Below are 21,750 nucleotides of genomic sequence, written 5' to 3'. Positions count from 1 at the left end.
TGCCGATGCGGATGCCGACGCGGATGCGGACGCGGATGCGGATGCCGACGCGGACGCGGATGCTGACGCCGATGCGGATGCAGACGCGGATGCCGATGCAGACGCAGACGCAGACGCGGATGCCGATGCTGATGCGGATGCAGATGCTGATGCGGATGCAGATGCTGATGCAGACACAACCGCCTACGACAATACCGCCGTCGCCTCGATCAACCTTTCCCCCGTGGTGACCAACGTTGATATAGGTACCCAGACTTACGGCGTTGCCGTCAGCCTTGGTGGCTTGGATCTCCAGGTGCTTCCGAACGTCGAAACGATCGATTTCAACGTCGAGGAGGGCCATACGCTCGATGCACGTTTTGAACTCGACGAGGGCCTAAGTCTCGGCGTTCTGTCCGATTATCAGGTGGTCATCCAACGATTTGACGGTGTCCAGTGGACCAACGTCACAGGCACCGGCACCGGCAATGCCACACTGCTGGACCTGCAGTTGCTGGATGGTGCACCGACAGTGAGCCTGGAGGATCTTGGACCGGGCCAGTACCGCGCCTTTATCGCCTATGACGGCTTGCTGGGTGCGGGCCTCGGAAGCGAGCTGACGATCACCGGGACGGATACCGACACAACCAGTATCGGCGCCATCGCCGTAGTTGCTGCCAGCGGCAACGTGATCACCGACGCAGGTATCGGCGGCGAAATCGACGCGGTCAATCCCGGCACCATCATTCAGAGCATCAATGCCACACCGGTGACCGCTGCAGGCGCAACCATCCAGGGAGATCACGGTACACTGGTCATCGGCCAGGTTGGCAGCTACACCTACACCCCGAACCCCGATGCAGCCGGCATCGGACGGGTAGACTCCTTCGAATACACGATCTTCGATCCGCAAACCCAGGCGACTTCGACTGCGGAACTGCATGTCCAGATCGACAGCGAGGGACAAAACCTCACCTTCTCGACGATTGATCCAACGGCGGATGCGAGCCTTGGAATTGTCGCCACGGACGACGCTGGGGCGGCGACCGTCGTGACCACTCACCCGGTGACGGAGGCCGTGAACGCCGACTTCCTCGATGTCTCGTTGGGACTGTTTGGGGGAAGTGAAACGGGAACGTTCACGGTGGCCGCCGGATCCGTGGCAACGGTTCAGATCGGCGCGGACACAGACCAGCTTCTGGGTCTCCTCGGGACAACGACGATCGCCGTCGAAATGCAGCAGGCTGACCTCAGTTGGACGGTCGTCGAAACCAGCACAGGTGCCAATCTGGCCGAGCTTGCCGGTTTGCTTGGCGGCTCCACAGGCCTGGAACTGCAGGACCTGGACGCGGGCAACTACCGCGTTACGGTATCGCAGGATGGCGTGAACATCGGTGGCAACATCGACGTTCAGCTCGCCACGTCGACGAGTGACCTCGGAACGGTCATTTCCGATGGCGTAGTCGCGGCAGTCGGCAACGTTCTGGACGGTGATACGCTCGGCTCCAACTTCACCAACTTCCAGGTATCCAATGGGACAGTGTTTGTCGATCCGGCCGCCGCAGGTACCGTCATCGTGGGTGATCACGGCACGCTCAAAGTCTCTGCCGATGGCAGCTATTCCTATGAGCCGAACGACACACTCGGCCTTGATGGAATGACCGACAGCTTCACCTACCGTCTCGTTCATCCCAATGGAGAGGTCGTTGAAGCAGAGTTGACGATCCTCATCGACCAGGCCGAGCCCATCGCCGGAACGTCGATGATGATGGCGGCCGATACAGGCTCTGAAGCTTTGCAGCCGAGCATGCTGACGTCCGCGTTCGCAGACTTCGACCTCCTGGATCTCGATACCGGAAGTCACGGCCGTTTCGGCGATCTGACAGACGTCATCTCGCTGGATGGTGTGAGCACCGAACTCGGTGAGTTCATCGATCTCGGGAGCGTCAGCGTACTGCCGATCGACGTTGGCCTCCACGAACTTCTGAGCGGAGACCAGGGCCTTGTCGTGGACGGTGACCTTGATATCGGCGGGCTCGCCGGAGCCGACGGTGTTGCCGACCTGCCCGAGTTTGCCGGCAACCTCGTCCCCACGGTCTTGGAGGACACGACCGTGGACCTGCTGGACGGTTCGGCCGCAGACAGTGTGCTGCATGGCGGCTTGCTGGGGGGAACTGTGGGCAGCCTGCTCGACGACGACGCTCTGCACCATGCCGGTACCTCAGTGATCTAGCCCTCAGTCGTGCTGCTGCCGGTTCTGCGGCAGCGGCACGACACCCGCTCGCCCGTCGTTTGCAGACGCTTGAAAGGCACGGCATTGACCCAAGCAACACCTCAGTTCGACGTCGTGCAGCAGAACCAGGCGGACGGCTGGATCGAAATGTTTGAGCAGGTTGCCCGGATTTACGGACTGGGCTTCTCGATCGAAGCGGCCCGCAAGGCTGCGGCGGCTTATTCGCTGGAAGACCAGGCGAAATACGTCCAGCGGCTCGCGCAAAAATTCGGGCTTCGTGTGAAGCTGGCTCAACCCAGTCTGGACATGATGACCAGCTGGAGGCTTCCCGTCATCGTGCAGCTCAAGGACGGGTCGGTTGCAACGGTTGTCGCCATCGATGCGCGACGCAATGGCGCCGTCGTCTTTGCCGGCGACAACGGTCTGAAAACGACGCTGGCGATCGATGTGCTGTGTGCCGAGGCAACGCTTGCGGCCATTCCCAGGCCGGCACGCTCCACACCTGACTCGAGGGTAGACACCTATATCGCCCCGCATGACGAAAGCTGGTTCAGACGGTTCGCGCTCGGTGACCTGCGCCCCTATGGCTATGTTCTGGTGGCATCACTGATCGCCAACGCGCTGTCACTCGCCGGCGTCATCTTTTCGATGCAGGTCTATGACCGCGTTGTCCCCGCCAACTCCATGAGCACGCTTTATGTGCTGTTTGCAGGCGTCATGCTCGCCGTGCTGTTCGACTTTGTCGTTCGCAAGATCAGAGGTTCGATCATCGATATCCTCGGCAAGCGCTGTGATCTGCGACTGTCCGATCTGATCTTCGGCCACGCGCTGCGTGTGAAAAACAGCGTCCGCCCAAGATCGACCGGAACATTCATTGCTCAGTTGCGGGATCTTGAGCAGGTCCGCGAGGTGTTCACCTCGACCACCGTTGCCGCAGTCGCGGACCTGCCGTTCTTCTTCCTGTTTCTGGTCATCTTCTGGTTCGTGGGCGGGATGCTGGTCGTCATTCCGGCGGTCGCACTCGTGCTGCTTGTCCTGCCCGGAATTCTATCACAACGAAGACTGCACCAGAGCGCCAGCGCTGCAATGCGCGAGGCATCACTCCGCAACGCGATCCTGGTAGAGAGCATTCAGGGCATCGAAGACATCAAGATGCTGCAGGCGGAGGAGCGCTTCCAGCAGAAGTGGAATAACTACAACGCGGTCAATGCCGATGCCCAACTGAAGATGCGCGTTCTGACGTCGTCTCTGACCGGCTGGAGCCACAGCGTTCAGACGAGCGTTTACGCGTTCATCGTATTCTTCGGCGCACCGATCGTCATGGCTGGGGACATGACAACGGGTGCGCTTGTTGCCTGCTCCATTCTCGGTTCCAGGATGATGGCGCCGATGGCGCAGCTCACCCAGGTTCTCAGCCGTGTCCAGCAGGCAAAAATCGGGCTGAAGAGCCTTGACGCGATCATGCAGATGCCCGTCGACCATCCGGTCGCCGAGACACGCATATCCATCTCCGCCATTGCCGGAACCTACGAATTTCGATCGACCGCGTTCCACCACGCGGAGCCTGCCAGTAAACCCGCGCTGGTCTTGAGAAGCCTCAAGATCGCCGCCGGCGACAAGATTGCCGTACTGGGCAAGAACGGTGCAGGGAAATCGACTTTTCTGCAGGCGCTATCTGGGATGATCGAACCGAGTTCCGGCGAAGTCATGCTCGACAATATTGCGCTGAGACATATCGATCCGTCGGATCTGCGCCGTGACGTGGGGCTGCTGACCCAGAACTCCCGCCTGTTCCACGGGACCCTGAGGGAGAACGTTACGCTCGGTGCCTCCAACGCCTCCCAGTCCGCAATCCTCGACGCGCTCTCGATCGTCGGTGCCGACGAATTTATCCGCGCGCTGCCGAAGGGACTGGACTACCCGTTGCAGGAGGGCGGCAACGGGCTGTCCGGCGGGCAGCTGCAGGCGCTCCTCCTCGTCCGCCTGCTGGTGCGCGATCCCAATGTCGTCCTGCTCGATGAGCCGACAGCCGCCATGGACGAGGCCACGGAGCGGTTGTTCATATCGCGCTTCCAGACCTGGTCGCGCGACAAGACGGTTGTCATCGCAACCCATCGCATGCGGGTTCTGGAACTGGTCGACAGGGTGATGGTGTTCGACAAGGGTCAGCTGGTGCTCGACGAGGCAAAGGCAGATGCGATGACGACGCTGAAGGGCATCAAGCCGCTCGCCCCAGAAAAAACAGTGCCACCCAAACTGGTTCCTGTTCACAACACGTCTGGCGGGATTTGAAGACATGGCAGAGATCTCGAGCGACAAGGCTTCGGACTACGGGTGGGCTTTCGGTGACGAGGACGATGTCCAGCTGTCAAAGGCAAAGACCGTCATTCTTTTGGCCATGATCCTCCTGACAATCGCGACGGTTTGGGCTTATTTCGCCATGCTTGAAGAGGTCTCCACCGGCGCGGGTCGTGTCGTTCCGATCAGGCGCGAACAGGTCATCCAGTCGCTTGAGGGGGGCATCGTTTCGGAGCTCTTTGTTCGCGAAAACCAGATTGTAGAAACCGGTCAGCTTCTGGCGCAGCTGGATCCGACGATCACCGAATCGGATGTCGGTGAATCATCGGCCAAATACCGTGCCTCGCTTGCGGCCGCCGCACGCCTGACGGCCGAGATCAACCGGACAGCTTTGACCTTTCCGACCGAGCTGAATGCCTATCCGGATCTCATCCGTTCGGAAACCCAGCAATTCGAGGCGCGGACGACAAGCCTTGAACAGTCTCTGGAATGGATGGAACAAGCGATCGTGCTGGCCAAACGCGAGCTGGAAATGAGCGAGTCGCTTGCCAAGATCGGCGCCGCCAGCAATGTCGAGATCATCCGGCTGAAGCGGGAATTGGTCGATCTTGAAATGAAGAAGGTCGATATCGCCGCCAAGCAGAACCTCAGCGCCCGCGAGGAACTCGCCAAGGCAAATTCCGACATCACATCGCTGTCCTCGACCATCAAGGGACGGTCCGACAGCCTGCAGCGCCTGACGCATCGCTCACCGGTTCGGGGCATCGTCAAGAATATCGAGGTGTCGACGATCGGTGGCGTCGTGCCGCCAAACGGCAAGCTGATGGATATCATCCCGCTCGACGACGAGTTGCTGATAGAAGCGCGTATATCGCCACGCGATATCGCCTTCATTCACCCCGATCAGCGCGCCAGCGTCAAGATCAGCGCCTATGACTACGCCGTCTATGGCGGGCTGGAGGGACGGGTAACTGCGATTTCCCCCGATACCATGCGCGACGAGGTCGATCCCAACACGTTCTATTACCGTGTGTTCGTGCAGACCACCACAGATGCGCTGGTGACCGCGCAAGGGACGCGCCTGCCGATCGTTCCGGGCATGGTGGCAACCGTCGATGTCAACACGGGCAGCAAGAGTGTGTTGGACTACTTGATCAAACCCTTCAACAAGGCGCGCGAGGCGCTGCGCGAGCGATAGGTGACCATGCCCGCAGAAACTTTCGGCCTTGCGCGGCTGGATCGCCTTCGAGACCCTGTTCGGCAGGTCATCCAACCACTCGACGCACCGCATCCGGCTTATGTGCTGTTTGTCTCGATCAGCGACGGAGACAGACGAGCGTCCGTTGCAACGTTCGGCGCCGACAGTTTTGACGCAGCTTGGCAAAAGGCTCTAATTGCCGCCGGCGACCTCCTGGACAGCCAGAGGCTCGACGGCCGTCTGTTGCGGATCGACTGGCCGGTGCGGATCGAGAAGATCACGGTCAAGACCCTCCACAAACAGCTTGGTCGCACCAAGAGAAACTACTTCCGGCTCGGACTGTCGCTGGACGATCAATTCGAAACCGCGTTCCTTGACAACGAACTGAACGCCAACGCCATGCTTTATGGTGGCAACAAGGTCGAGCACTGCGTTCTAAACGAACGAAACTTCGCGCTCTATGCGAAGACACGATTTGGAAAAGCGTTCGAAACGGATTTTGCCGAGGCGAGAGCGCTCTGGGCGTTTACAACGAGCGGTTTTTTTCTCGATGAGGAAGGCCGACACTACCGTCTTTGCGGCGAAGGTGCGGGAAGCGGTCAGCGTGAAGGTCAGCCGCTTGATCGTGCCATGCTCGATCGCCTGATCGACTCCTCATCCAGCTATCTTGCGTCTCAGGTCAAGCCGGACGGCGCGTTCGTCTACGGCTATCACCCGTGCTTCGACCGCGAGATCCGCACCTACAATGTCCTGCGCCATGCAAGCACGACCTATGCAATGATCGAAGCTTACGAGGTAACGAGGGATAGCAAGACGAGAGCTGCAATAGAGCGCTCGCTCGGGCAGCTGACCGGTCATCTTACCCGGATCGCGAGACTGCCTGATGGGGCCGAGGCCGCCTTTCTGATCGACGTCGGTTCGGAGATAAAGCTCGGCGGCAATGCCGTCTTCCTCCTGGCGCTCGCGAAATATACAAGTGTCATGAGCGATGATCGATATCTGCCGCTGATGGATAAACTCGCCACCGGTATCGTTCATATGCAGGACGCAAAGACCGGTGAATTCCGCCACGTCCTGCTTTACCCGGACCTTTCCACCAAGGCCGAGTTCCGCACTGTCTATTACGACGGCGAGGCCGCCTTCGCGCTGATTCGCCTTCATGCGCTCACCCACGACATCCGCTGGCTCGGCGCGGTTGAAAAGGCTTTCGAGCATTTCCTGCGCCGGAACTACACGCAACATCACGACCACTGGCTGGGTTATTGCGCCAACGAACTGACGCTGTTTCGGCCGGAGGAACGCTATTTCCGCTTCTGCGTCGAAAATGTCAGCACCTATCTCGATTTTGTCGCCAATCGCATAACCACCTTTCCGACACTGCTGGAACTGATGATGGCAACCCGGCAGGCGCTGTCGCGGATTGCTGACCACCCGGATCTGGTTCCGCTCCTCGGCGAGATCGACCTTGCAGCGTTCGAGGTAGCGCTCGAGAAACGCGCTCATTACCTGCTGAACGGTCATTTCTACCCGGAGGTGGCGATGTTCATGCGCAACCCAAGGCGGATCATGGGTTCGTTCTACATCCGCCACCACGCGTTTCGCGTAAGGATCGACGATGTGGAACACTATCTGTCCGGGCTGATCGCCTATCGTGCGTATCTGAACGAGAAAGAGGCGTTCAAATCGCTGGTCTCTCGGCAAGAAGGAGCCGGTTCATAGTAGGGCTCAGCAAGGGCGAGTGGCGTAATGATCGGTTCGTCGCGCGGTGACATTTCCCCTATCAAGAATGACCATTGGGGAAGCTCGAACAGATCGAGATAAAGGATCCTCAGAAACTAGCGACCCTGGGCGTGGAAATATGATATATTTTCCATGTTCTATGCCATGGGATCGAATTGTCTTGAGACGTGTCTACATCCATGCACTCCTTGCCTATGCGGCCTTCTCCATCACTGACGCTAGTGTAAAGGCCGCCGGTGGCGGCCATTTGTCGGTCTTCCAGATGGCATTCATCGTCAACGTCTTCGCAGCTCTGGCCGTTCTCTTCACCCGCCATCCCGGCGAACGATGGCGCGACTTCTGGCGCACCGCCCATCCTCTTGCCGTGCACGGCCGCGCGATCTGCGGCGTTGTCGCCAGTCTTACAGGTGTCTACGCTTTCACCGCGATCCCGCTGGCGCAGGCCTACGCGCTGGTGTTCATGGCGCCCCTGTTCGTGACCATCATGTCGGCACTGGTGCTGAAGGAGCATGTGGGGATGTGGCGCTGGTCAGCCGTTATTATCGGCTTCATCGGCGTTCTCCTTGTCGTGAAGCCGGGCCACGAGGCATTCGAGGGCGGCCATCTTGCCGCGATATTCACCGGCCTCGGCACTGGCACGGCGGTCATCATTCTTCGGCGCGTTAACGGCAAGGTTAAGACAACGAGTGTTCTGGGAACACTCATCGCCTACCTTCTCCTAGTCAACGCGGGGGTTATGCTCATCCACGGCGCCATCGTGCCGACGTTGAAGGAATGCGCCCTGCTGGCGCTTGCCGGCATGTCTTACGGCCTTGGTCAATGGGCCTTCGTGTCGGCCACGCGCCACGGAAACGCTACCCAGATCGCGCCAATGCACTACTCGCAGCTGGCGTGGGCTGTGGTCTTCGGCGCATTGATCTTCGACGAATTTCCCGATGCCGTTGCGCTTGTCGGTATCTCGATCATAATTTTCGCTGGCCTCTTGACGGTCTTGCGCGAGAAAATGCGTGGCACGAGCGGTCCGATCGGTAAGGGTGCAACCGTTGACAACGCCGACCTCGGGCACGATGCCGCGGAAAATTATCCGCCACCCATTCCCAAATAAAATATTTGATATATCATGTATCGTCTATCTGAAGCGCAACAGGGATGGTCGTGCAGACATGATGGGCAAGCCGGTGTTCGGGGTCGTGGCCGACGATCTCACAGGTGGAATGGAAACTGCCGCAATGCTTGTCGCGCACGGCGTCGACTGCGCATTTGTGACCGATCCTGAGGCTGTGGATACAATCGGCGATGTCGACGCTATCGTCGTTGCGCAGAAAACCCGCGTCATTCCGGCGGCACAAGCCGTTGCAAGAACCGAAAGAGCGGCCCGAGCATTGCTTGCGCGCGCCACACGCCAAATCTTCTTCAAGTATTGCGCAACGTTCGACTCGACCGATGACGGAAATATCGGCCCCGTGGCTGACATCCTGATGGCGACCACCGGCGCGCCCTATGCCGCCTTCTGTCCTGCCTCGCCGGCACTGAAGCGTACAGTCTACAACGGGCACCTGTTTCTCGGCAGCCAACTGATTTCGGAATCCCCCAAGCGGCACGATCCACTGACACCAATGACCGATCCGGACCTCGTCCGCGTGCTGCAGCGGCAGACGAAGACCCGAGTCGGGCTACTTGCACACCCCGCCGTCAGCGAGGGCGGCACGACGCTCCGGCTGGCCGTCGCCGACCAAGCAGCAGAGGGCATCCGCTATTTCATTACCGATACGATCTACGATCGTGATCTCGAAGCCATCGCCGAACTGACCTGCGACTGGCCTCTAGTGACCGGCAATGCCACAATCGTCCAGCACTATCCGGCGCTGTGGCGACAGAGAGGTCTCCTGACCGGCGAACCGCATACGCGCAGCCTTCAGCCTGTGTCAGGCAAGGGTGTCGTGCTGTCTGGCAGTTGCGCCGAACGGACACTCGAACAGCTCGCCGACTTCGAGCGGTCGCATCCCGTCCTGCGGATCGATCTAACTGACATCGACAGCGCCGAGTCCGCGGTCGATGCAGCCCTCCGTTGGGCGCTGCCAAAACTCGAGACCGGCCCAGTCGGACTGTCGACATCCGCCGCGCCAGAGGCCGTTGCCGCTGCGCAGGCGCGGTACGGCAGGGATGGCGCTGCGGCGCTTGGCGAAAAGATCGTCGGCGACCTTGCCGTCGCCTTCCATGGCGCCGGCGTGCGGCGGTTCGTCGTCGCCGGTGGAGAAACGTCCGGGTCCGTCGTCGAGCGCCTCGGCATCCGCGGCCTGAATGTCGGTCCCTATGGCGGCCCGGGCGTCGGCACGGCAACCACGAACGGTGACGATCCCGTCGCTTTCTGCCTGAAGTCCGGCAAACTCGGCCCTGTCGACCTTTTCACCCGGGCGCTGGCGTCCATGAAGAACCCGGAGTAAATCGTATGAACGAGATGGACCTGCGAAAGACGATGCTCGACCTCGTCGCGAAGCTGGAAGTCAAGGGCTTTAATCACGGTTCGAGCGGCAATGTTAGCTGCCGCATCGGCGACGACATGCTGGTCACACCGACCGGTGGCAACAGCAGCAACATGACCGTGGAGCAACTGGTGCGGCTGGACCGGAATGGCGACAACGTCGGCAATGGCATCCCGTCCAGCGAATGGCATATGCATCAGGCAATTCTCCAAGCCTATCCGCATGTCCAGGCGATAATTCATACCCATGCGGACTGCTGCGTGGCGCTCTCCTGCCTCGCCAGGCCAATCCCTGCATTTCACTACATGATCGCCAGCTTCGGCGGCACGGACGTGCCATGCGCACCCTACGCCACGTTCGGCACGAAAGCGCTGGCGGATGGCGCCGTCGCGGCGCTGAAGGACCGGAAGGCGTGCCTTCTCGCCAATCATGGCATGATCGTTGCCGCCCCTTCCTTGCAGCAGGCCTTCGACCTGACGGTGAAGCTCGAGACGCTTGCCCGCCAGTACATTCTCGCCCGTCAGGCCGGCGAGCCTGCAATCATTCCCGACGACGAGATCGTACGGGTTCTGGAACGCTACAAGGGCTACGGCCGCAGCCGGTTGCCCGGCTGATCGTAAGGGGAGGATGCACCATGGAGATCACCGGCACCTCTAAGATCATGTTCGTACTTGCCGATCCCGTGGACCACGTCCGCGCCAGCGCCGTGCTGAATGCCTATTTCGCCGAGAGCGGCGAGGACCTCGCGACATCGCCGCTTGCCGTTCGCCCGCGGGACCTCGGCACCGTCGTCGACGCGATCCGCTGCATGGGCAACGTCGTCGGCTTCGGCGTCACTATCCCGCACAAGGTGGCGATCATGCCGCTGCTAAATGAGGTCACCAACCGGGCCCGGATGATTGGCGCCGTGAACTTCGTCCGGCGAAGCCGTGACGGCTGGCTGGTTGGCGACAATCTCGATGCACCAGGCTTTCTTGCCGGCCTCGACGCCCACGGATGCTCGGTCGAAGGCAAACGGGTTCTGCAACTCGGCGCGGGCGGTGCCGGCCGCGCCACGGCAATGGCAATTGCAGAAGCCGGCGCTGCGGAACTGCGGATCTCCAATCGTGACGAAGCGCGCGGCCACGCTCTCGCCGACGCGGTACAGGCCCTGTTCCCGGCAACAAGGGTATCGGCCGGACCCGCTCCGCCGGAAGACTTTGATCTGATCGTCAATACAACGCCACTCGGAATGAAGCCTGGGGATGCGGTCCCGGCAGAGATCGGCGGCATCGCCAGTTCTACTGTGGTTTACGACATCATCGTCAATCCGCCAGTGACCAGGCTGATGGATGCGGCCTGCGCGCGCGGTGCCGTCACCATCGGCGGAAAAGCCATGCTCGACGCGCAAATGGCCCTTGTCGCAACATTCATTAAGCAGTAGCATTCCGATATATCAAATATCGAACGGAGTTCGCCACGTATAGGTCCAATACTAATCGCATTCTGAAGGGTCTCGCGCCCTGAGCCAAGCCAAACAAAAAAAGTGGGAACAGGCTTCATTGACTATGGCAACAAACAGAGCACCGGCGGCTGGCGCGTCTATCCGCATAAGTCGTCTTGAGAAGCGCTTCGGGAGCGTCTTCGCCGTCAACGGCGTCGACATCGAAATCGCTGCAGGAGAATTTTTGGCGCTGCTCGGACCAAGCGGCTCCGGCAAGACGACGATCCTTATGAGTGTGGCGGGTTTCGAGTTTCCCACGAGCGGAAACATTGTCGTCGATGAGGAAGACCTCACCTATCTCCCCGCGAACAAGCGCAACCTGGGAATGGTATTCCAGAACTACACGCTGTTTCCGCACATGTCCATTTTGGACAACGTTGCCTTTCCCCTAAAGATGCGTGGCATGGCGAAAGCCGAGCGACACGCCAAGGCTGAAGAAGCGCTCGCCACCGTACGCCTCGCCGGTTACGGGGAGCGCTTTCCAAACCAGTTGTCCGGCGGCCAGCAGCAGCGGATCGCGCTGGCTCGGGCAATCGTCTATCGCCCCCGTGTCCTGCTGATGGACGAGCCTTTAAGCGCTCTCGACAAGAACCTTCGCGAGGATATGCAGCTTGAAATCAAGCGCCTGCATGCCGAGCTCGGCATTACCGTGATCTTTGTCACCCACGACCAGAGCGAAGCGCTCACCATGGCGGACCGGGTCGCGGTGCTGAAGGACGGCAAGATCCAGCAGATCGGACCGTCGCGCGAGCTTTATGAGCGTCCAGCCAATCTCTTCACCGCCGGATTTATCGGCGAGATGAACTTCATCAACGTCACGGTGGAAAGCATCGTCGACACGATGACGGTCCTGCTGCCGTCGGGCGAACGCTGGACCGTTCCGGCCGCTGCGGCCGTCGACACAATGCAGACTGGCCAGAAAGCCGTTCTAGGCTTCAGGCCCGAGCGCTTGGCTCTCGGCACCGGTGTTTCCGATTACTCGCTGCAAGTCACCCTGTCTGACGTCGTCTATGCGGGGGCCGCCCTGCTGCTGATTGGCACATTGCCCGACGGAACGGAAATCCGCGCTCGCCTTCCCGGCGCTTCCGATCTCGCCGCACTGACACGCGGCGCGACAGCGACCTTCAGCGTTCCGAAAGAAGCGATCCTGCTCTATGCCGAGGGGACAAAGTGACCAGTCGCACCCGATCCCAGTTCTGGCATTCTGACGGTCGACGCCTCAGCGGACTGGCAACGCTGCTGCTGCTGGCGCCGTTCTTCGCCATCATCGCATTCGTCTTCCTCTACCCAATCGCCCAGCTTCTTTACATCAGCTTCATGGAACCGGCCCCAACACTCGATAACTACGCACGGGTCGTCACAAATCCGGTCTATGCGCGGGTACTGATGCGGACCGTGTGGACTGCTGTGCTGGTAACCGGCCTTGCCATCTTGCTCGGCTTCCCGGTCGCCTACTTTATGAGCCGCGCCCGCGGCACCACGGCTGCCCTGGTCGGCGCCTGCGTCATTCTACCCCTGTGGTCGAGCGTGCTGGTGCGTACTGCTGCGTGGTCGTTCCTCTTCCAGCGTGAAGGCTTAGTGAATTCCGGCCTGATCGCTGTCGGCATCACATCAGAGCCGCTGAAGCTTCTCTACACGCAAGGAGCGGTCGTTGTGGCGATGACTCACGTGCTCCTGCCGTTCATGATCCTGCCGATCTTCGGATCCCTGCGCGCCATTCCCAACGACTATCTACGCGCCGCAGCAGTTCTGGGCGCGTCGCGGTTCGCCACCTTCCGAGAAGTGATCCTGCCACTCAGCCTGCCGGGCATCGCCAGCGGCTCGCTGCTGGTATTCCTGACCGCACTTGGCTTCTTCATCACACCGGCACTGCTCGGATCGCCGCAGGAACTGATGATCGCCACACTTGTCTCGCAGCAAATTCGCGAGGTCCTGGACTGGCCGTTCGCCTCGGCACTCGTCGGCGTCCTGACGCTGTTCGTTACCCTGCTCGCAATCATCTTCAGCAAGACGCTCCGGTTCGATCGTTTGATGGGGGCGCAATCATGAAACCACCCGTCGACAAAGGCTCGCTGGCTCTCGGCGCATATGTCTACGCCGTTCTCGCCTTCATCATCATTCCGCTGGTCATTGTCATCCCGATGTCCTTTGGCACAAGCGACTACCTGAAGTTCCCTCCACGCGGCTTTACGCTGAAATGGTACGAGGAATTTTTCGCCAGCCGCCAATGGCGCAACGCCATGTGGCTCAGCGTGCAGGTTGCCTTCCTCACCGCGATCTCGGCGTCGGTCATCGGCACCGCGGCGACGTACGCCATGGTCCGCGGAAGGAGCAGTCTCGCGACGCTCTTCCAGATCCTGCTGATCGGCCCGATCATTGTCCCGCACATCGCGCTGGCGGTCGGTCTCTACCTGTTTTTCCAGTCGATCGGGCTGTCCGGGACGGTTCCAGGCTTTGTGCTTGCCCACACCATCCTGGCGCTTCCCTTCGTCGTGTTCACAACCGCCTCTGCACTTGGGAAGGTGGATGCGAACCTGGAAGCGGCGGCGATGAGCTGCGGTGCGAGCCGTTTCAACGCTTTCCGTTTGATTACGCTTCCCCTCATTCTGCCGAACGTGGTGAGCGGCGCGCTGTTTGCCTTCATCATCTCCTTCGATGAACCGGTCGTTTCCTTCTTCCTGTCCGGTGTCCGCTACAAAACCCTTCCGCGACGGATGTTCGAAGACATCGAGCAAAACCTGACCCCCATCATTCCGGCGATCGCCACGCTGCTGATCGTCCTCTCCATAATAATACTCGCCGTCGCCTTCCTCATGAGGTCGCGAGCCAAAACCTGACTGGGAACCACGCGTAAAACTCAAAAAGAAGAGGAGAACCATCATGCCGATACAGAACTGGAAATGGACCACCGCAGCGATCACAATCGCCGCAGGAATAGCCGCCACGACGCCCGCCGTCGCGCAGGAACTGGAGGAGCAGCTGGTCATCGCCACGACAGGCGGCCTGATGGGCAATTCGCTTGCCAAGTATTTCTACGAACCGTTCGCCGAGGCCAAGGACGTTGAAGTGGTGCCCGTCGCCATCGAGGTTCCCGACCAGTGGGCGCGTGCGGAAGCGATGACGCGCACAGGAAACGTCGAATTCGATATCGTCACTGCCACCGGCCCCGATCTCGTCGCGCGCACTAACATGCTCGAGAAGATTGACTGTAGCCAGCTTCCCAGCGTGCAGAAATTCGGCGTTGCGGATGCTTGCACGCCCTACGGCGTCGCCCGGACCACCGGTGGCATGCTGATCAACTACAATACCGACGTGTTCAAGGACAAGGCGCCGAAGACCTGGGCGGACTTCTGGAACGTCAAGGACTTCCCCGGCCCGCGCGGCCTGCCTGACACGGGCGATCGCGACTGGTGGGTTCCGGTCGCCGCACTTCTGGCAGACGGAGTGAAACAGACCGAACTCTTCCCGCTCGATCTTGAACGCGCGTATAAAAAGCTCGATGAAATCAGGCCGCATGTCGCGGTCTGGTGGAAGACCGGCGACCAGGTGCAGCAGATCATGCGCAACAAGGAAGTCGTGATGACCATGAGCTACTCCGGCCGCGCGCTGGCAGTGGTCAAGGAAGGCGCGCCGGTTGCCATGTCCTGGGACGGAGCCATCCGCGACACCGGCTATATGGCGATCCTCAAGGGTGCGCCCGACAAGAATGCTGCGCTTGCCTATCTCGACTTCTTCTACGCCAATTCCGAAGCGCATGTGCCTTTCATGCGTGACGTGAACTACGCGACCGGCAGCAAGACCGTCTACGACCAGCTGAAGCCGGAGGAAGCAAAGCTGTTTGCGACTTCGCCGGAGAACTACGAGAAGCTGGTGAAACCGGACTTCACATGGATCGGCGCCCATCGCGACGAACTGCGTCAGCGCTGGACAGCCTGGCTGACCCGCTAATCGCTTTAAAACGGTCAGTCACAACTGCTCCTCATCGCCTTCTCCCCGTCTGTGGGGGGAAGGCCCAACATGCCGATAAGCAAATCCATACGACTGCAACGACAGGACGATTTCCATGGATCACACCAGTGACCCGAACGCGCTGCGCTATGTCATCGACCCGCAACGGCTCGATCTGGTGGAGGAGTTCCGCGACAGCCCGCTTGGCGTGCATGGGGCCGAACTTCGCAAGATGCTGGCCAAAATGCGCTGGGGCAAAGCCCAGGGTCGTCTCGTGCTGGTCGTGCTGGAGGCCGGCAAGGCCTGGCGCCTGTCGCGCATTCCCGAGCGGCGCGGCGATCCGATGCCTTTCGTCGACGAGCGCATCTTCACCTCGCTGGCCGAGGCGGAATGGCATGTCTTCAAGATCCGCTGGCAGGCCATGACGGGTGCAACATTACCCCCGGAGTATCAAGGTGATCTATAAGACCAACGAGTATCTCGGCTACCCCGACCGCATCAGCGTTCCGGCCGGAGAAACCGTCAAATTCCAGCTGTCGAGCAAACGCGACGCCGTCAAGGTTGAAGTCATGCGCCTCCGCTGCGGTGACGTCGACGTCAACGGACCGGGCTTCAAGTACGACCTGATGAATAGCACCATCGATGGCGTCCACACCTGCCTCGACCAGGAAATCCGCCCCGGCTCCTGCGCGGTGATCCCTCATGGTGGCGCACTCGTACCGAGCGGTACCGCATGGTCTTTCGGCTGCTACATTTATCCGACCCGCATCGCCGACAACGCCCGAGGTATCATGGGCAGCTGGTGCGAAAGCACAGCCGAAGGATATGCGCTCGAACTCGATGTCGAGGGCCATCCCGTTCTGCGCACCGGAAGCCTTAGCCTGACCCTCGACGTCAAGGCGCGCGAGCGTGTCTGGTCCTTCATCTCCGCAACTCTCGACTTCGCAAAGAAGACTGCAACGCTGTCGTTGATCGTGCCTGCCGACGGCACGCGTCCGGCTGTTGCCCATGCCGAGACTTTCGACCTTTCCGACATGTCGGCACTCGACAGCGGCCTGGATTTTCTAATCGCAGCGCATCATCTGGACGGCGCGAAACGTTACACTGCCCACTTCGACGGCAAGATCGAGGCGCCGCGGGTCGTGTCGCTGGCGCTGAGTGCCGAAGCGCTGAGGGTTTACGACTGCCAGCCTCGCACCGGCTCTGCCGCACCCGGTCTTGTCGCCTCCTGGGATTTCGGCGAAGGTATCACCTCGCTCGACGTGAAGGATCTTTCCGCCAACTGCCTGCACGGGCGTCTGCACCAGTTGCCCCGCCGCGGCGTCACGGGCTTTTTCTGGTCCGGTGCGGTTCATGACTTCCGGCTTGCGCCGCGCGAATACGCCGCCATCCATTTTCACAACGATGACATCTACGACTGCCAGTGGCAGGCGACCTTCTCTCTCGATGTGCCCGAGGAGTGGCGAACCGGCGTCTATGCGCTGCGGCTGACGCCGGCCGGCGACGAACCGGAGCCGGACTGCGAGAGCTATGTGACGTTCTTCGTCACACCCGGCGAGAAGACGAAGCGGGCCGACCTCGTGGTCGTGCTTTCGGTTGCCACCTATCTGGCCTATGCCAACAGCGCGCTGCGTCTCTATCAGGTGCATTTCGAGACGCTGATGGAGCACGTGCTGTGGCTGCCACTGGACGATGTCTACATGCAGGAGCATCCTCAGATCGGCCAGTCTACCTATGACAGCCATGTCGATGGATCCGGCCGCGCCTATTCGTCCTGGCTCCGTCCGGTGCTCAGCATGCGGCCGCGCGGCTACTGGTTCAACCTGATCAACGACACCCATATTCTCGACTGGCTCGAGGAAAAGGGCATCGCCTACGACGTCATCACCGATGTCGAGCTGGACCGGGAAGGCGCTCGGGCGCTCAAACCCTACCGGGCGATGATGACGCCGACGCACGCCGAATACTACTCGTTCAACATGATGAACGGCATCATGGAGTACCAGAATGCAGGCGGTCGCCACGTCTCGATGGGCGGCAATGCCTTCTACTGGCGCTGCGGCTTCCACCCGGCGGCTCCGGCGGCGCTCGAAGTGCGCCGCGGCATGGCGGGTACGCGCACCTGGGAGTCCGAGCCGGGCGAAGTGCATCTGGCCGGTACCGGCGAACCGGGTGCACTCTGGCGGCACAGCGGCTTTGCGCCACAAAAACTGGTCGGCACGGGCTTCTCGGCCATGATCAACGACACCTGTACCTACTATGTGCGCATGCCCGACAGTGAGGATCCGCGAGCGGCCTTCATCTTCGAAGGCACCGGCAGATACGAAAAATTCGGCGATTTCGGCTTCCGCTATGGCGGCGCCGTCGGCAGCGAGATCGACCGTCTCGACTACGAACTCGGAACGCCGCGCCACGCGCTGCTGCTTGCAACCTCCGAAGGTCTCGGCGCCGGCGCGCTTCCGACACCGGAGGAGTTCCGAACCATGGTCGACGGGCTCGACGGCACCCAGAACGCACTTGTCCGCGCCGACATGGTGTTCTTCGAGACAGCCAATGGCGGGGCGGTCTTCGCTTCGGGCTCGATCACGTTCGGCATGTCGCTAGGCTACAACAACTACGACAACAATATCAGTGCCATCACGCTCAACGTCGTGAAGCGGTTCCTCGACCCGGAACCGTTCGTCCTGCCGAGTTTGGCATAGGCGGAAATGCCGGGCCGCACATGCCAGTGCGGCCTTTCGAACCCGGCGGCATCGGCCGCAAATATCGCAAGAGACCATCACCATGGCAGACAGACCGGAATTCCAATCGCCTGAACTCGGCACCATGAATGTTGCGCCCCGCAAGGTGCGGCCGATGTATGCCGACGATCACTGGAACAGCCAGCCATGGTACGAAGCGCCGCGCGAAGATCCCGATATTCCCGAGGTCTATACCTACACAGATGCGATCTCCTACGATCCGGGCGACGAGGTCACCTTCCACTCGACCTCGACTGCCAAGACATGGCGCATGCAGATCTATCGTGACGGTTTGCACCCGGAGACGGTGCATGAGGTCGAGGCAATCAACGGCGTATTTTCGTCAACACCCAAGGATGCCTACCGTAACGGCTGCAACTGGCCGGTCAGCCATCAGTGGACGCTTCCGGTCGACCTCAAGTCTGGCTTCTACAGGGTCGTCTCGACCTGCGAGAGGCCGAACGGCATCAAGTTCGTCCAGCATCACTTCTTTGTCGTGCGCCCCACGGACAAAACCCGCCGCGCCAAGATCCTGATGGTCCTGCCTACCGGCACCTGGACGTCCTATAATGACTTTGGCGGTGCTAACCACTATTTCGGCGTCGAGGGCGAAAATCAGGACCAGCCCTCGCCCGTCCTCTCGCTGGAACGGCCCTGGACGCGCGGGATCGTCTGGCTACCAGCGGGTGCCCCGCGCATCTGCGCCGATCCCGCGCCGGAAATGGGTGATGCACCGCGATACGCGATGAAGGAATGGGCCTACGCCAACGGTTTTGGCCAGTATTATGCGGCTGCCGGCTGGGCGCAATACGACCGTCACTTCGTGCTTTGGGCCGAAAAGGAGGGGTTCGAGCTGGACATGATTACCCAGACCGACCTGCACTACCGACCGGAACTGCTCGACGCCTATCCTTGCGTCACAATTATCGGTCATGACGAATACTGGACCTGGGAGATGCGCGAGACGATTGAGCGCTATGTCGAAGGCGGTGGACACCTCGCTCGCTTCGGCGCCAACTTCCTCTGGCAGATCCGGCTTGAGGAGGATGGCAAACGCCAGATCTGCCACAAATTCAAAGCAAGCCAGAAGGACCCGGTCGCCGGCACGGACAAGGCGCACCTGCTCACCAGCGCCTGGGAAGACCACACTGTGAAGTGGCCAGGCGCCTCCACCGTCGGCGTCAACGGCGCGCACGGGATGTACGCATCCTGGGGTGGTTTCGCCCCGAACGGCCAAAAAGGCATGACCGTTTACCGACCGACCCACTGGGCATTTGCGGGGACCGGACTGCACTATGCCGATATCTTCGGCGACAAGCAGCATATCTTCGCCTACGAGGTGGACGGGCTGGACTACACGTTCCGCCACGGCCTCCCCTACCCCGTCGAGGTCGAGGGTCAACCCGACACGATCGAGATCCTTGCCATGTCGCCGGCGGTTCTCGCCGAAGACGAGCCCGAAGGCGAAGGCTTCCGCTACTATGTGCGCGGCAGCGACCATGAGGGCCTTGTCGAATGCGTGACCGGCGAAGTGACGCCGGAGGGGCTCGCCAAATACAAGTACGGTTCCGGCATGATGGTGCACATGACCCGCGGCAAGGGCGAGGTTCTAACGGCCGCCACCTGCGAATGGGTCATGGGCCTGAAACGCGGCGATCCCTTTACCCAGCGCATCACGCGCAACATCCTCGACCGGTTCACGGCCCGCTGAACCGCACTGAGGGAGCCGGAACAATGTCAGAAATGAACGATGGCTTAGGAGCGCCTTATCGATGAACAGTGCCATCAGCCGTGAACGACAGCCCGCCGCCCGCATCCGTGATGCAGCTGAACTCGCGCGCATCGCCCGGTTACTCCGGCGTGACGTGATCAATCTCGTGGCGCCCACCGGCCAGGGCTATGTCCAGCAGGGACTTGGTGCAGCCGATCTCTTTGCCGTCCTGTACTTCGCCGAAATGCGGATCGATCCGACCGACCCGAGGTGGCCGGATCGCGACCGCTTTCTTCTCTCGACGGCGCATAACACTGCGATCTTTTACGCGACGCTTGCTGCGTGCGGGCTCGTCGACCGAAATCTGGTGCGCGACTACTGCAAGGACGGCTCCGTATTCGAGGTCAACGCGTCGGAGCGGGTCGGCACGGCGATCGAAGCAACGCTTGGCTCGCTCGGACAAGGCCTTTCGGTTGGCATCGGCATGGCGCTGGCAGCACGGCGCAGGAAGTCGGACAGCCGCATCTATGTGGTGCTTGGCGACGGCGAATTACAGGAGGGCCAGCTCTGGGAGGCTGCCCTCTACGCTGGCAGCGCCGGTCTCTCCAATCTCTGTCTGATCATCGATTACAATAGCATGCAGGTCGAAGGTCACATCGACAAGGTAGTATCGGTTGAGCCCGTTGCCGAGAAGTTCAAGGCATTCGGATGGGCATCCGAGAACATCGACGGACACGATATTCCGGCATTGCTAACGGCGCTCGATCAAGCCCGTGGTCGGGACAGGCCGACCTGCCTCGTGGCCACAACGATTGCCGGCAAGGGCGTGCCTTCGCTCGAAGGGATCCTCGCACACAATCTGAAACTGCCAGCCGACGTCGCCGAGGAAGCGCTGGTCGCACTTGCTGACGCAAAGGAGCGCACATGAGCCAGAGCAAAGATCGCGGATCGCTGGAAGTCCTGGACTTCAACGCGCGTGGTGCGTCTGCGGCAACTGCACGGAAACACTACGGCGAAGCGCTATTGCAGGCCGCGCGCGACGACGAACGGATTGTATGCCTGACGGCGGATCTGACACTTCCAACGGAGACGGACCTGTTTCGGGATCAGTTGCCTGCGCGCTTTCACCAGGTCGGCATCGCCGAAGCCAATATGATCGGCATCGCCGGGGGCTTGGCCCGGTCCGGCGAAATCCCATTCGTTCACAGCTTTTGCGTCTTTGCAACCCGTCGATGCTACGACCAGGTGGCGATGCAAGTCGCCTATCCACGCGCCAACGTGAAGATCGTCGGCGTCATTCCCGGATTGACGACACTGCTTGGTGTATCCCATCAGGCGATCGACGATATTGCCCTGATGCGCGCTTTGCCGAACATGACGGTAATCGAACCGAGCAGCCCGGACCAAGTACGTGCATCGGTCGCCGCGATCGCCAAGTATGACGGTCCCGTCTACCTTCGGCTAAAGCGCACCGACGGGACGGAAAGAGCCGGTGAAATCGCGTCCGAATTCAGCATGGGGAAGATGCGGGTGCTGCGCGAGGGCAGACAGGGTCTGATTGTCGCCTGCGGCATGATGGTCGACATCGCACTGTCGGCCGCTGACGAACTGAGCCGCGAGGGCGTCGAAATGACGATCGTCGACATGTCGACGATCAAGCCGCTCGATCCCGACTTGATCGACCTCGCCCGACGGATGCCGCTCGTGGTTACGGCGGAGAATCACTCGATCATCGGCGGGCTCGGCAGCGCGGTGGCGGAGATGCTGATGGAGAACGACGTGTCGTCGAAATTCCGCCGCATCGGCGTCCGCGACACGTTTGCGGAAGGCGGCACCACGCCATTTCTCTTCGAGAAATATGGACTATCCGCAAATGCCCTAGCCGCGACGGTGCGACAGAGCCTAGCGCAACAGGAGCAATGACAGGCGCGACAAA

General features: G+C 60.6%; 17 protein-coding genes. All 17 read left to right on the top strand.

What is annotated here, in order from left to right; genetic code table 11:
• On the top strand, positions 1–2,212 hold a 2,212-nt coding region (locus tag ASF70_RS24405), incomplete at its 5' end, for an Ig-like domain-containing protein (protein WP_200943510.1).
• An 84-nt stretch (positions 2,213–2,296) separates the two neighbouring features.
• A complete protein-coding gene (locus tag ASF70_RS04480) occupies positions 2,297–4,504 on the top strand; it encodes a type I secretion system permease/ATPase (RefSeq protein ID WP_244473958.1) in 2,208 nt (735 codons plus the stop codon).
• Between the two features lie 4 nt (positions 4,505–4,508).
• Positions 4,509–5,708 (top strand): HlyD family efflux transporter periplasmic adaptor subunit, encoded by a 1,200-nt coding sequence (locus ASF70_RS04475; RefSeq protein WP_062577794.1) that lies wholly within the window; start codon positions 4,509–4,511, stop codon positions 5,706–5,708.
• Positions 5,709–5,714: 6 nt separating this feature from the next.
• Positions 5,715–7,427, top strand: a complete 1,713-nt coding sequence (locus ASF70_RS04470) for a hypothetical protein (RefSeq protein ID WP_062577792.1) — start codon at positions 5,715–5,717, stop codon at positions 7,425–7,427.
• A gap of 181 nt (positions 7,428–7,608) precedes the next feature.
• Entirely contained in the window at positions 7,609–8,553 is a 945-nt protein-coding gene (locus ASF70_RS04465) for a DMT family transporter (protein ID WP_162237948.1), read from the top strand.
• Positions 8,554–8,611: 58 nt separating this feature from the next.
• On the top strand, positions 8,612–9,892 hold the full coding sequence (gene otnK / locus ASF70_RS04460) for a 3-oxo-tetronate kinase (RefSeq protein WP_062577788.1): 1,281 nt from the start codon (positions 8,612–8,614) through the stop codon (positions 9,890–9,892).
• A gap of 5 nt (positions 9,893–9,897) precedes the next feature.
• Entirely contained in the window at positions 9,898–10,545 is a 648-nt protein-coding gene (locus ASF70_RS04455) for a class II aldolase/adducin family protein (RefSeq protein ID WP_062577786.1), read from the top strand.
• A 20-nt stretch (positions 10,546–10,565) separates the two neighbouring features.
• Entirely contained in the window at positions 10,566–11,354 is a 789-nt protein-coding gene (locus ASF70_RS04450) for a shikimate dehydrogenase (RefSeq protein ID WP_062577784.1), read from the top strand.
• A 124-nt stretch (positions 11,355–11,478) separates the two neighbouring features.
• Complete coding sequence (locus ASF70_RS04445; protein WP_062577782.1) at positions 11,479–12,588, top strand: ABC transporter ATP-binding protein; 1,110 nt, start codon at positions 11,479–11,481, stop codon at positions 12,586–12,588.
• Between the two features lie 53 nt (positions 12,589–12,641).
• Entirely contained in the window at positions 12,642–13,463 is an 822-nt protein-coding gene (locus ASF70_RS04440; RefSeq protein WP_062578383.1) for an ABC transporter permease, read from the top strand.
• Positions 13,460–14,251 carry an ABC transporter permease gene (locus tag ASF70_RS04435; protein WP_062577781.1) on the top strand — a complete coding sequence of 264 codons (792 nt, stop codon included), beginning with the start codon at positions 13,460–13,462 and terminating at the stop codon, positions 14,249–14,251. The genes ASF70_RS04440 and ASF70_RS04435 overlap by 4 nt, the downstream gene beginning before the upstream one ends.
• Positions 14,252–14,294: 43 nt before the next feature.
• A complete protein-coding gene (locus tag ASF70_RS04430) occupies positions 14,295–15,362 on the top strand; it encodes an extracellular solute-binding protein (RefSeq protein ID WP_082471756.1) in 1,068 nt (355 codons plus the stop codon).
• Positions 15,363–15,477: 115 nt separating this feature from the next.
• On the top strand, positions 15,478–15,828 hold the full coding sequence (locus tag ASF70_RS04425; RefSeq protein ID WP_062577779.1) for a hypothetical protein: 351 nt from the start codon (positions 15,478–15,480) through the stop codon (positions 15,826–15,828).
• Entirely contained in the window at positions 15,818–18,064 is a 2,247-nt protein-coding gene (locus ASF70_RS04420; protein WP_062577777.1) for a N,N-dimethylformamidase beta subunit family domain-containing protein, read from the top strand. Before ASF70_RS04425 ends, ASF70_RS04420 begins: the two co-directional genes overlap by 11 nt.
• 82 nt (positions 18,065–18,146) lie before the next feature.
• Complete coding sequence (locus ASF70_RS04415) at positions 18,147–19,814, top strand: N,N-dimethylformamidase beta subunit family domain-containing protein (RefSeq protein WP_062577775.1); 1,668 nt, start codon at positions 18,147–18,149, stop codon at positions 19,812–19,814.
• Positions 19,815–19,875: 61 nt separating this feature from the next.
• Positions 19,876–20,742: a transketolase gene (locus ASF70_RS04410; RefSeq protein WP_062577774.1), complete on the top strand. Its 867-nt coding sequence runs from the start codon at positions 19,876–19,878 to the stop codon at positions 20,740–20,742.
• A complete protein-coding gene (locus tag ASF70_RS04405; protein ID WP_062577772.1) occupies positions 20,739–21,737 on the top strand; it encodes a transketolase C-terminal domain-containing protein in 999 nt (332 codons plus the stop codon). The genes ASF70_RS04410 and ASF70_RS04405 overlap by 4 nt, the downstream gene beginning before the upstream one ends.
• Positions 21,738–21,750 lie beyond the last annotated feature (13 nt).

It is taken from the genome of Rhizobium sp. Leaf321 (genome assembly GCF_001423215.1).
Classification (GTDB): Bacteria; Pseudomonadota; Alphaproteobacteria; order Rhizobiales; family Rhizobiaceae; genus Neorhizobium; species Neorhizobium soli.
The sequence above is the reverse complement of the archived record's forward strand: the minus strand, read 5'-3'. Positions and strand labels throughout refer to the sequence as shown.

Bases quoted from the DNA above. Each gene is read 5' to 3' on its own strand.
- ASF70_RS04425 (WP_062577779.1), top strand. From the start codon at position 15,478: ATGGATCACACCAGTGACCCGAACGCGCTGCGCTATGTCATCGACCCG.
- ASF70_RS04435 (WP_062577781.1), top strand. From the start codon at position 13,460: ATGAAACCACCCGTCGACAAAGGCTCGCTGGCTCTCGGCGCATATGTC.
- ASF70_RS04470 (WP_062577792.1), top strand. From the start codon at position 5,715: ATGCCCGCAGAAACTTTCGGCCTTGCGCGGCTGGATCGCCTTCGAGAC.
- ASF70_RS04430 (WP_082471756.1), top strand. From the start codon at position 14,295: ATGCCGATACAGAACTGGAAATGGACCACCGCAGCGATCACAATCGCC.
- ASF70_RS04410 (WP_062577774.1), top strand. From the start codon at position 19,876: ATGAACAGTGCCATCAGCCGTGAACGACAGCCCGCCGCCCGCATCCGT.
- ASF70_RS04455 (WP_062577786.1), top strand. From the start codon at position 9,898: ATGAACGAGATGGACCTGCGAAAGACGATGCTCGACCTCGTCGCGAAG.
- ASF70_RS04405 (WP_062577772.1), top strand. From the start codon at position 20,739: ATGAGCCAGAGCAAAGATCGCGGATCGCTGGAAGTCCTGGACTTCAAC.
- ASF70_RS04415 (WP_062577775.1), top strand. From the start codon at position 18,147: ATGGCAGACAGACCGGAATTCCAATCGCCTGAACTCGGCACCATGAAT.
- ASF70_RS04450 (WP_062577784.1), top strand. From the start codon at position 10,566: ATGGAGATCACCGGCACCTCTAAGATCATGTTCGTACTTGCCGATCCC.
- ASF70_RS04445 (WP_062577782.1), top strand. From the start codon at position 11,479: ATGGCAACAAACAGAGCACCGGCGGCTGGCGCGTCTATCCGCATAAGT.
- ASF70_RS04475 (WP_062577794.1), top strand. From the start codon at position 4,509: ATGGCAGAGATCTCGAGCGACAAGGCTTCGGACTACGGGTGGGCTTTC.
- otnK (WP_062577788.1), top strand. From the start codon at position 8,612: ATGATGGGCAAGCCGGTGTTCGGGGTCGTGGCCGACGATCTCACAGGT.